We start from the raw sequence: 10,586 nt of genomic DNA on the forward strand, positions 1-10,586 counted from the left end.
GTCGGTAGGGTTGACGTCGGACAATCTTGCGTCAGAAGCAGGACACTTCGAAACTCGCGGATGTCGTTATCTTCAAGGAGAAGTTCCGCATGTCTTCGAAGTTCGCGTTCGCCGCCGTGGCCCTGCTGTCGATGTCCGCTTTCGCCGAAGAGGACCTGAAGCCCGCGCAGGAGGAGGCCAAGGCCTCGTTCGAGGAGCAGATCGCCGAGCCGTTGAAGGAGGCCAACGACAAGTGCGGCACGAAGCTCGCCGTGAAGACGGACTTCCAGAACTTCAAGCCGGAGGACTGGCCGAGCACGAGCTTCAGTTCCTACTGTGAAGCGGCGATCGACGGGGTGACGGCGATGTGTGAGCGCCCCGCGTACAAGAAGGCCATCTTGAAGAAGGTCACCGCCGTGTCGTGCCTGTTCAGCGGCGTGAAGCCCGCGGACAAGAAGGACACCAGCGTCAACGGGGCGACGCAGCAGAACCTTTCGCTGGAGAAGGGCACGCTCACGTACCACATGTCGAAGGACCACACGAACATCACGGACAACGCCAAGGCCGTGCTCGAGAAGGCGCTGAACTGACCATGGCGCGGAGGCTGGCGGTGATGTTCGCGCTGCTCCTGGCCCATGCGGCCGTGGCGGCGGAGTCCCTGGAGGCCCTTTCGCACAAGGTCTATCGGGGCAAGGACGGACAGACGTTGGAGGTCGTCACGCTGGCTCCCCGCGAGTCGGCGGCGGCGGTGCTCCAGCTTCGAGGCGCCGATTCCGAACATGACGGCCTCGCGGTGCGCTGCGAGGTCCGGACCACCCGCGCCGGTGTCGACTACGTGGCCCGTCATCGCGGCTCGACCTGGGTCCTGGCGACCGAGCGTGAGAGCGGTGTCTACGAGGTCTTCGTGCCGGGCAAGCCCGCCTTCCGCGTGCGGTTCAATCAAGAGGCGACGGATGCCGCGTCCGCCTCCGAGGTCCTCACGGCGCACACCCTGCAACGTGAGTCCGGGCGGGTCGCGGCCTTCGAGAAGAAGGCGTGGCCCTATCTGGAGAAGAAGTACACCGCGCGCGCCGAAGAGGCCCTGACGGCGCTGCGCGGAGCCTGTGGCACGTCGGCGAGCTTCACCTTCGACTGGAAGACCTTCGATGACGAGGTGATGGCCGATGTGGACGTCTGGGCGGCTTGCGCGCCGCTCTTCACCCAGGCGCGGAAACGTTGTGCCGCGCTGAAGGAAGTCACCGCGTTGACGTGTCGTTACGGACCCGCGCTCGCGCTGGAGCGCAGCGGCTCCACGCTCATCTTCACCACGGTCCGCGATGGCGCGGCCACCGGGGCGGCGTTTCTCGGCGGGAGGCTTGGACGATGAAGCGACACGCGGTGGTGATGGCTTGTCTGGTGTCGACGGTGGCGGTGGCGAAGCCGCCGGCGACGCTCGCGGACCTCCAGACCCTGGCCTCTCAGCAGGCCTGGGCGGAGCTGCTGGAGCGCGCGGAGGATGTCCCCCCCGCGACGCGCACGGATGCCTGGCGAGGCCTGGTCACGGAGGCCGCGACGGCGGAGGTCGAAGCCGTCACGCCCACGGACAAGGAGCCGTTCGCCGCCGCGCGCAAGGCGCACACCCTGGGCCAGCGGTATGCCTTCCTCGCCAAGGCCCCGGCCTACGCCACCGTGCGTGACGCGAGCGCGGTGAAGGGGCTGGAGCGCTGCCTCGCGAAGGACGGGCGCGACTGTGTCGAAACGTACCAACAGCTCGCGGTGGGCACGGGGCCTGAGTCCGCGCTGAAGGCCGCCCGGCTCGTGAAGCAGGGCCACTTCGCGTACGTGGCGATGCCGCTCTTCGCCCTGGCGGTGGGGGAGCGCAAGGACTCCGAAGCCTGCAAGGACGAGGCGCTCGGAGTGACGGTGCTCGCGGCGTTGGATCTGCCCAAGGACGACGCTCGCGCGGCGGAGGCGAGGAAGGTGGCCTTCGAGCGCTGTTGGGCGGCGCTGGGCGCGAAGCTCAAGGCGGCCACGGTGGGCGCCTCCTCCTACTTCCTGGAGAACACCTGCCAGCCCATGCGTGCTCGCAAGGCCCTCACCGAGCTGCAGGACGCCCTGTGCAAGGACGCGGAGCTCTGAGCTGAAAACCGGACCGGCGCGCGGCGATGCGCATCGCTCGCCCGCGTTGCGCCCGGCTGCTTCACGGAACATCCAGGGCCGTGAGTTGACAATGGCTGTCGTCTGTCTTAACTCATACGCATCATGAGGCCCGTCTCCTTCACTGCCCTGCTGATTGCGCGCTTCCCCGCGCCGGCGGCGGACGTGTGCCTTTCCCCCCGTCACGAGGTTCTGCTCGACATTTGAGCAGGCGGGCCGGAGTCCTTCCTTCGCGCGGGTCGCTGGTTCCCGCGTGTCGTGAAGCCCGGTTCCGCCCTGGCTCCGTCTGAGCCGTCGTGTGTCCTCACGCGTCCCTGAGCGGGCCTTTCGAGCCCCTCCGGCACGTCGCGCGTGCGTGCGCCCGACGGCTCCACGCCCGTCGTGTCTCCAACCGGCTCCTCAATCATTTTCCAACCCGCGGGCCTCCCTGCCCGACGGGAACAGGAGTCCTTCATGTCCCGCAGCACTCGCATCGAGCGGTATCGCAACATCGGCATCATGGCGCACATCGACGCGGGCAAGACGACGCTCACCGAGCGCGTCCTGTTCTTCACCGGTCGCATCCACTCCACGGGAGAAGTCCATGACGGCTCCACGGAGATGGACTGGCTGCCGCAGGAGAAGCAGCGCGGCATCACCATCACCTCCGCGGCCACCACCGCGTTCTGGTCTCCTCGTCACGGCCCCTCCTCGGGCACGCCCCATCGCATCAACATCCTGGACACGCCGGGACATGTGGACTTCACCATCGAGGTGGAGCGCTCCCTGCGCGTGCTGGACGGCGCGGTGGCCGTGTTCGACGCGAGCCAGGGCGTGGAGCCCCAGTCGGAGGCGGTGTGGCGTCAGGCGGACCGCTACGGGGTCCCGCGCATCGCCTTCATCAACAAGATGGACAAGGTGGGCGCGGACTTCGTCATGAGCCTGGAGTCCATCCGTGAGCGCCTGGGCGCTCGCGCCGTGGCGGTGCAGTGGCCGCTCGGCGGGGAGTCGGAGTTCCGGGGCCTCGTGGACCTGGTGCGCATGAAGACGCTCCGCTTCGACGGCGAGGGCGGTGAGTACCAGGAGGAGGAGTCCGTGCCGGAGGAGGCACGGAAGCAGGTGGAGACGCTGCGCCTGCGGCTCATCGAAGCGGCGGCGGACGTGGACGACGGAGTCATGGAGAAGTTCGTGGACGGGCGGCTGGACGCCATCACGGGAGAGGACCTGTCGCGGGCGCTTCGCGCGGGGACGCTGTCGCGCACGCTGGTGCCGGTGCTCGCCGGCTCGGCGTTCAAGAAGAAGGGAGTGCAGATGCTGCTGGACGCCGTCGTCGACTACCTGCCCGCGCCCTCGGACCTTCCGGCGGTGGAGGGACTCGTTCCGGGCACGGAGCAACGTGCCTTCCGCGGGCCTTCCGACGACAGTCCTCCGGCCGCGCTGGTGTTCAAGATGATGAGTGACAAGAACGTGGGCAACATCGTCTTCCTGCGTGTCTATTCAGGCACGTTGCGCGCGGGCACCGTCCTGCTGAATCCCGCCACGGGCAAGCGGGAGCGCGTGGGTCGGCTGATGTTCATGCATGCCAATCGCAGGGAGGAGGTCTCGGAGGTCCATGCGGGAGATATCGCGGCGGCGCTCGGCCTGAAGAACGTGCGCACGGGAGACACGCTGAGCGACCCCGAGGCACCGGTGGTGCTGGAGTCGCTCGGCTTCCCGGAGCCCGTGGTGCACCTCGCCGTGGAGGCGAAGTCGCCCGCGGAGCTGCCGAAGCTGGAAGAGGGCCTGCATCGACTGGCGGCGGAGGACCCGTCGCTGCGAGTGGGCGTGGACCCGGAGAGCGGCCAGGTGCTGCTGTCCGGAATGGGTGAGCTTCACCTGGAGGTGGTCGTGGACCGACTGAGGACGGAGTACGGCGTGGAGGCGCGCGTGGGACAGCCCAAGGTGGCCTACCGCGACACGCTCAAGCGCGCCGTGCGTCAGGAGTACCGGCACGTCCGTCAGACGGGCGGTCCCGGACAGTATGCGCGCGTGGTGCTGGACGTGGCTCCAGCGGCGCGAGGCGCGGGGCTCGTCTTCGTGGACGACACGAAGGGCGGCACCATTCCGAGGGAGCTGGTGCCCGCCATCCAGAAGGGTGTGGCGGGGGCCATGGAGCGCGGCGTGCGGGACGGCGTGGCGCTCGTCGACGTGGAGGTCCGACTGGTGGATGGAGATACGCACGTGCGCGACTCCACCCCTCAGGCGTTCGCCATGGCGGGCTCCCTGGCGCTCCAGGAGGCGGTGCGGCGGGTGGGCGTGCAGGTGCTGGAGCCGGTGATGGACGTGGAAGTCACCACGCCCGAGGAGTACGTGGGCGAGGTGTTGGGAGACCTGGCCTCACGGCGAGGCCGGGTGCTGGGGATGGAGACGCGGGGCAATGCCCGGGTGGTGTCCGCGCGGGTGCCCATGGCCAGCCTCTTCGGCTACGTGACGGGCTTGCGGGGCAGGACGCAGGGCCGTGCCCAGGCGAGCATGCGGTTGGGGACCTATGAGCCCCTGCCTGATGTGCTCCAGGCGTCACTGCCAGAAGCGCGGGCATGACGGATGGTGAAGAGGGCCCCGGGGCTGGATGCCTCGGGGCCCTCCTCGTTCGCACGACACTCCACAAAGCGGCTGTCAAGGGCTCGATTTCACGGGACATCCGTCCCGGGAGAGGGCAGGGTCCGCGGCCGAATGCGTGGAATGGGCGGGAGGACCCCCCTGTTCTCCGACATTCTCAAGCGGGTCGGCCGGCCGGGCCGGACCGCGCACCGCCAGGTGCCCTCGGGTTTGAACTCGATTGGGCTCGCTGCGCGGGCTTCCTTGCCTGGCGAGGAAGCAGACTCACTTCGACTAGGAATCCATGACTTTCGACGAATTGCAGCTTCACGACACCCTCCTGCGCGCGGTCAAGGCGGAGGGGTACACCACTCCTACGCCCATCCAGATGAAGGCGATTCCACACGCCCTGGCTGGGAAGGACGTGCTCGGCGTGGCCCAGACGGGTACGGGGAAGACGGCGGCGTTCGCGCTGCCGATTCTCCAGCGACTGTCCGCCAAGGCGCCGTCCGGGGGCGCGCGTCCCGTGCGTTGCCTGGTGCTCACTCCCACGCGAGAGCTCGCGGGGCAGGTGAGCGAGAGCTTCGCGACGTACGGCAAGAACCTGCCGCTGCGCCACGCGGTGATTTTCGGCGGCGTGGGCCAGGGCGCGCAGGTGCAGGCACTCAAGAGCGGCGTGGATGTGCTGGTGGCGACGCCTGGCCGCCTGCTCGACTTGATGGACCAGGGCTACGTGTCGCTGCGCTCGCTCGAGGTGTTCGTGCTCGACGAGGCGGACCGTATGCTCGACATGGGCTTCATCCATGACGTGCGCAAGGTCATCAAGGCGCTGCCCTCGAAGCGGCAGACGCTCTTCTTCAGCGCGACGATGCCGCCGGAGATTGTGGACCTGTCGCGCAACATCCTCACGGACCCCATCCGCGTGGAGGTGACGCCGGTCTCCAGCACGGCGGAGACGGTTGCTCAGCAGGTGTACTTCGTGGAGCGCGAGCAGAAGCGCGGCTTGCTCACGCACCTCTTGAAGGACGGCAAGATTGAGCGGGCGCTGGTCTTCACGCGCACCAAGCACGGCGCCAACCGGGTGGCCAAGCAACTCGAGGGCTCCGGAGTCACGGCCGCCGCGATTCACGGCAACAAGAGCCAGAACGCGCGTGAGCGCGCGCTGGACGACTTCCGCAACGGCTCGCTCCGGGTGCTGGTGGCCACGGACATCGCGGCGCGCGGCATCGACATCGACGGGTTGAGCTTCGTCGTCAACTACGACCTGCCCAACGTGCCGGAGCAGTACGTGCACCGCATCGGCCGCACGGGCCGCGCGGGCGCGACGGGCACTGCGGTGTCCTTCTGCGACGGCGAGGAGCGCGCGTACCTGCGCGACATCGAGCGGACCATCCGCCGCAGCGTGCCGGTGGTGGAGGAGCATCCGTACCGCTCGGGCCTGGCGGCGCCGCGTCCTGGGGCCTCGGCCTCGGTGGACGAGCCTGTCGCGCGGAGCTCGAACGGCGGTGGGCAGTCGAGGGGCGGGCAGGGCGGTGGTGGTGGCGGCCGTGGCAACCAGCCCGGCAACTCGTCGCGTCGTCGCCGGGGTGGTGGCGGAGGCCAGGGACGTCCCGAGGGCGGCCGTTCAGCGCGGGGTGGTGGCGGCTCCGCCGGTTCGGGTCGTGGCGGTGGACAGCAGTCGCGCGGTGGCGGTTCTCCGTCGCGTGGAGGCAGCGCTCCGTCGCGGTCTTCGGGCCCGGCGCCGGCTCCCGTGAAGGCGGCCGAGCCGCCTCCGCGTCGTCAGACGTCGAAGTGGCTGTGAGCTGAATCCCTCTGAAGGCCCGTGATGCGCGCTCGACGCGCTCACGGGGCCTCGAGGGTGATTGTTGGCGGTGACGGGTGGGCCGTTGTGACAGGCCCGCCGTCATGGCCACGAGGTGAACGGACTCGATTCGTCCGACCTCGAAATCCCGCACATGTTCGAGCTGGCTCCCGCGTCGCGCGGCGTCACTCACGTGCGGTGCTCGGTGGCGGAGCTCATGACTCCTCGCGAGGGGCCATGGCGGCGATGGTGCCCTGGGCCACGGCGACCAGTGTCTCTCCCTTCTCGGTGACGACGAAGATGTCGCAGTGGCAGACGGCCTGTCTGCGCCCGGCGTGCACCGCGCGGGCCCTGGCGATGAGCATGGAGCCCTGCGCGGGGCGCACGTAGTTGATCTTGAACTCCGACGTGACGACGGGCGCCGCCATCGCCGAGCCTCCCGCGAAGGTGAGCGCGTTGTCGGCCATGTAGCTGAGCACGCCTCCGTGTACGAAGCCGTGTTGCTGGCCCAGCTCCGCGCGCAATGGCAGCTCCAGCACGGCCTCGCCCTTGGTCAGGTGCACCAACCGGGTCCCCATCAGCGTGCTGAACGCCTGCTGCTTGAGCACCTGCTGACCCATCTCCATCAGTGACTCCACGGCGGCCTCCGGGCTGTATAGAATATCGTTCTAGAATATTGTTCTAAAGTAGGGTGGAGGGATGCGCAACCCGGGTCACCGGAGAGAAGAGGTCCTGAAGGCGGCGCTGGAGTGCTTCCTGGAGCGGGGCGTCGAAGGGACGACCCTGGCGGCCATCCGCGAGCGCTCGGGGGCCAGCACGGGGAGCATCTACCACCTGTTCGAGAGCAAGGACGCGATTGCCGCGGCGCTCTACATGGACGTCCTGGGCGAGTATCAGGCAGGAGTGGTGGAGGTACTCAAGGCGCAGCCGGGAGCCCGTGACGGCGTCGAGGCGCTCGTTCGCCACCACCTGGAGTGGACGCTGGCAAGGCCGGATGCGACGCGCTTCCTGATGGGCGCGCGCGGTGTCGCGGCCGTTGTGGCGGCCGAGGCGAGCATCCGCGAGCAGAACAAGGGCTTCTTCCGGCAGCTGAAGGAGTGGTGGCAGGCGCACGTGCGGGACGGTGCGTTCGAGGAGATGCCCTTCGAGCTCTTCCTCGCCATCCTTCGTGGGCCCGCACAGGAAATGGTGCGCGACTGGCTCGCGGGACGAACGAAGACGGACTTGCGCGCGGCCATCCCGGTGCTCGCCCGCGCCGCGTGGCAGTCCGTGAAGAAGCAGTCCCCCCGCTCCAGGAAGTGAGCGGAGGCTGACTGACTTGGGCGACTCGTCGCGAGCCCTTGCCCCGGTCCGTCACGGGTTCAAGTGGTCGACTCGTCAGATCGATGGCCGCCGCGGTGCCAGGTCGCGGAGCGCGCGCCTGTCGAGCTTGCCGTTCTGGGTCCTCGGCAGCTCCGACAACACCCGGAGCTCGTCGATGATCATGTACCGGGGCAGCCGCTCGGCGCAGTGCTGCTTGAGCTGGAGCAGGGTGGGCCTCGGGCCGTCGGCGGCCACGACGAAGGCCACCAGCCGCGCCTCCAGTCCGGTATCGGCGGCGACGACCCCCACCTCTCGGACGCCCCGATGGGACAGCAGCGCCGTCTCGATTTCGCCCGGCTCGATGCGTCGCCCCCGCACCTTCAGCATGTTGTCGCGGCGACCGAGGTACTCAAAGCCTCCGTCCGGAAGCTGGCGGCAGAGGTCTCCCGTCGCGTAGGGCCGCGCTCCCTGAGGAGGCTGTCCCCAGTAGCCCAGCATCACCGTGGGCCCTTCCACCATCAGCTCTCCCACCTCCCCGCCGCCAGGCGGCGTCGCTTCGTCCTCCGCCGAGCGGGCCAGCCAGACCCGGTCACCACAGCTCGCATGGCCGATGGGAACAGGCTCGGTGCGCTCGGGGGAGAGGGTGCCCACTTCATGGGCGGTGCAGACGTTCGTCTCCGTGGGGCCATACAGGTTGAAGAACCGCACGGCGCTCAGGCGCTCTCGCAAGGGGCGCAGATGGCGGACCGGGAAGGGCTCCCCCGCGAACAGCACGGCCCGGAAGGGCAGGTCCTCATGGGCGAGCAGCCCTCCCTCCAACATCATCAGGATGAGCGCCGAGGGCACCGAGTACCAGATGGTGAACCGCTCGCGCAGCACCAGCTCCACCAGCTTCTTCGGTGCGAAGGCCAGCGCCTCCGGGATGAGGGTGACCGAGGCGCCCCCGAGGAACGCCGCATAGAGGTCCAGCACAGAGAGGTCGAAGAAGAACGGCGCGTGGTTGCTGAAGCGGTCGTCCGGCGTGGTGCCCAGCAGCGCGTGGCTCCACTCGATGAAGGCCAGGGCGTTGCGCTGGCTGATGCACACGCCCTTGGGCGTGCCGGTGGAGCCGGAGGTGTAGAGGATGTAGGCCAGCGCGTGAGCGTCCAGACCGTGTCCGGGCAGGGGCGCCGGGGAAACTTCGGCCAGGCTCGCCCAGCCGAGCGCCGGGCCCGTGTCATCCACGAGCAGGAAGCGCAGGCGGTCCATGCCTCCGTTGCGAAGCTCGGTCGCGCGCGCCGCGCTGGTCACCACCACGTCGATGCGGCAGTCGTCGAGGATGAGCCGCGTCCGCGCGGCCGGGTTCAGCGGATCCAACGGGACGTAGGCGGCGCCCAGCCGCGCGATGCCCTGCATCGCGGCCACCGCGCGCGCGGACTTCTCCGTCCACAGTCCCACCCGGTCCCCTCGACGGACGCCCAGCCCCAGGAGGGCCCGGGCCACCTGGTTGGCGAGCGCGTCGAGCTGCCCATAGGTCAAGGTCTCATCGGGCCCCCTGACGGCGATGGCCTCGGGAGTCCGCGCCGCGGAGCGCATGACAATCTCGTCGAGCGTCATAGTCCCAACTGGCTGGCGATGATGTCGCGCTGCATCTCCGAGGTGCCGGAGAAGAGGGTGCTGGGAATGGCATCGCGCAGCACCCGCTCGATGCCCGACTCGGCGACGTAGCCCATTCCCCCGTGGATCTGGATGGCGTCCAGGCCGCATTGGACGACGGCCTCGCTGATGGCCAGCTTGGCGAGGGAGACCTCCATCGTCGCCTCCTGACCGCGGTCCATCAGCCAGCAGGCCCGGTACAGCAACAACCGCGCGGATTCGAGCCGCTGCTTCATGTCCGCCATCCGGTGGGAGATGGCCTGGTTCTTTCCAATCGCCCGCTTGAACTGCTTGCGCTGCCGGGCGAAGTCCACCGTCTGTTCGAGCACCCGCTCCATCAACCCCACATAGGCGCCGAACAGGCAGGCCCGCTCCCACTGCATGGAGCGCTTGAAGAGGGGCGCGCCCTGGCCCTCGGCCCCGAGCCGCGCGGCGGCGGGCACGACACAACCCTCCAGGTAGATGGGGGCGATGGGGGAGGTGGACAGGCCCATCTTCTGGAAGGGCCGTCCCACCGTCAGTCCCGGCGTACCTTTCTCGATGAGGAAGGCGCTCAGGCCCATGTAGCCGTGCGCGGCATCCGTGACGGCGTACACCAGGAAGACGTCGGCGACGGGCCCATTGGTGACGTAGCTCTTGCTCCCGTCGAGCACGTAGCCGTCGCCGTCGCGCACCGCCCGCGTCTTGAGCGCGAAGACGTCGGAGCCCGCCTCCGGTTCGGAGATGGCGTTGGCGCCGACCCACTCTCCCGAGCACAGCCGGGGAAGGTAGCGGCGCTTCTGCGCGTCGTCGCCACTCTCCAACAGGGGAAGCACGCATGCGAACAGGTGGGCCCCCACGGAGAAGACGAGCCCCGTGTCCGTGCACCCCCGTCCCAGCGCCTCCATCACTCGCGCCGTCGTCAACGTGTCCAGCCCGAGCCCTCCGTGGTGCTCGGGCACGGGCAGGCCCAGGAAGCCGAACTCACCGCATTGCCGCCACAGTCCACGCGGGAAGCCCTCCTCGTGGGCCGGCGCCTCCGGGTTCAGCGCCGATCTCGCGAAGGCCAGCGCGCGCTCGTACAGCTCCACCTGCTCGCTCGTCCAACTGAAGTCCATGCGGTCCTGACCCGTCGGTGGTGATTGGCTGGCAGCGCCGTGAGACTCATGGGGCGTCTGAAGACTCTCTTCCTCATTTG

Annotated in this window: 9 protein-coding genes; 6 read left to right on the forward strand and 3 right to left on the reverse strand. The window is 68.8% G+C overall.

What is annotated here, in order from left to right:
• Positions 1-89 precede the first annotated feature (89 nt).
• The 5 genes from G4D83_RS11010 (at position 90) to G4D83_RS11030 (ending at position 6,472) form a co-directional block, all read left to right on the forward strand.
• Positions 90-569 carry a hypothetical protein gene (locus tag G4D83_RS11010; RefSeq protein ID WP_163864644.1) on the forward strand — a complete coding sequence of 160 codons (480 nt, stop codon included), beginning with the start codon at positions 90-92 and terminating at the stop codon, positions 567-569.
• Between the two features lie 2 nt (positions 570-571).
• On the forward strand, positions 572-1,345 hold the full coding sequence (locus tag G4D83_RS11015) for a hypothetical protein (protein WP_217911874.1): 774 nt from the start codon (positions 572-574) through the stop codon (positions 1,343-1,345).
• Positions 1,342-2,097 (forward strand): hypothetical protein, encoded by a 756-nt coding sequence (locus G4D83_RS11020; RefSeq protein WP_240356269.1) that lies wholly within the window; start codon positions 1,342-1,344, stop codon positions 2,095-2,097. Before G4D83_RS11015 ends, G4D83_RS11020 begins: the two co-directional genes overlap by 4 nt.
• A gap of 471 nt (positions 2,098-2,568) precedes the next feature.
• Positions 2,569-4,674 (forward strand): elongation factor G, encoded by a 2,106-nt coding sequence (fusA, locus tag G4D83_RS11025; protein WP_163864645.1) that lies wholly within the window; start codon positions 2,569-2,571, stop codon positions 4,672-4,674.
• Positions 4,675-4,975: 301 nt separating this feature from the next.
• Positions 4,976-6,472: a DEAD/DEAH box helicase gene (locus G4D83_RS11030; RefSeq protein WP_163864646.1), complete on the forward strand. Its 1,497-nt coding sequence runs from the start codon at positions 4,976-4,978 to the stop codon at positions 6,470-6,472.
• Positions 6,473-6,687: 215 nt separating this feature from the next.
• On the opposite strand, the gene G4D83_RS11035 is transcribed toward G4D83_RS11030, so the two are convergent.
• Positions 6,688-7,110 (reverse strand): PaaI family thioesterase, encoded by a 423-nt coding sequence (locus G4D83_RS11035; RefSeq protein WP_205522611.1) that lies wholly within the window; start codon positions 7,108-7,110, stop codon positions 6,688-6,690.
• 61 nt (positions 7,111-7,171) lie between these two features.
• Between G4D83_RS11035 and G4D83_RS11040 the strand changes: the two genes are divergently transcribed.
• Entirely contained in the window at positions 7,172-7,774 is a 603-nt protein-coding gene (locus G4D83_RS11040) for a TetR/AcrR family transcriptional regulator (protein ID WP_163864647.1), read from the forward strand.
• 75 nt (positions 7,775-7,849) lie between these two features.
• Here G4D83_RS11040 and G4D83_RS11045 read toward each other — a convergent pair whose 3' ends face one another.
• A complete protein-coding gene (locus tag G4D83_RS11045; protein ID WP_163864648.1) occupies positions 7,850-9,370 on the reverse strand; it encodes an amino acid adenylation domain-containing protein in 1,521 nt (506 codons plus the stop codon).
• On the reverse strand, positions 9,367-10,506 hold the full coding sequence (gene pigA, locus G4D83_RS11050; protein WP_163864649.1) for a prodigiosin MBC biosynthesis dehydrogenase PigA: 1,140 nt from the start codon (positions 10,504-10,506) through the stop codon (positions 9,367-9,369). The genes G4D83_RS11045 and pigA overlap by 4 nt, the downstream gene beginning before the upstream one ends.
• Positions 10,507-10,586: the final 80 nt, after the last annotated feature.

Origin of the sequence: Myxococcus eversor, assembly GCF_010894455.1 — a bacterium.
GTDB lineage: Bacteria > Myxococcota > Myxococcia > Myxococcales > Myxococcaceae > Myxococcus > Myxococcus eversor.

What these genes read in the sequence shown, in the direction of transcription:
- fusA (WP_163864645.1), top strand. Translation starts at nt 2,569, where the DNA reads ATGTCCCGCAGCACTCGCATCGAGCGGTATCGCAACATCGGCATCATG.
- G4D83_RS11030 (WP_163864646.1), top strand. Translation starts at nt 4,976, where the DNA reads ATGACTTTCGACGAATTGCAGCTTCACGACACCCTCCTGCGCGCGGTC.
- G4D83_RS11045 (WP_163864648.1), bottom strand. Translation starts at nt 9,370, where the DNA reads ATGACGCTCGACGAGATTGTCATGCGCTCCGCGGCGCGGACTCCCGAG.
- G4D83_RS11020 (WP_240356269.1), top strand. Translation starts at nt 1,342, where the DNA reads ATGAAGCGACACGCGGTGGTGATGGCTTGTCTGGTGTCGACGGTGGCG.
- G4D83_RS11040 (WP_163864647.1), top strand. Translation starts at nt 7,172, where the DNA reads ATGCGCAACCCGGGTCACCGGAGAGAAGAGGTCCTGAAGGCGGCGCTG.
- pigA (WP_163864649.1), bottom strand. Translation starts at nt 10,506, where the DNA reads ATGGACTTCAGTTGGACGAGCGAGCAGGTGGAGCTGTACGAGCGCGCG.
- G4D83_RS11015 (WP_217911874.1), top strand. Translation starts at nt 572, where the DNA reads ATGGCGCGGAGGCTGGCGGTGATGTTCGCGCTGCTCCTGGCCCATGCG.
- G4D83_RS11010 (WP_163864644.1), top strand. Translation starts at nt 90, where the DNA reads ATGTCTTCGAAGTTCGCGTTCGCCGCCGTGGCCCTGCTGTCGATGTCC.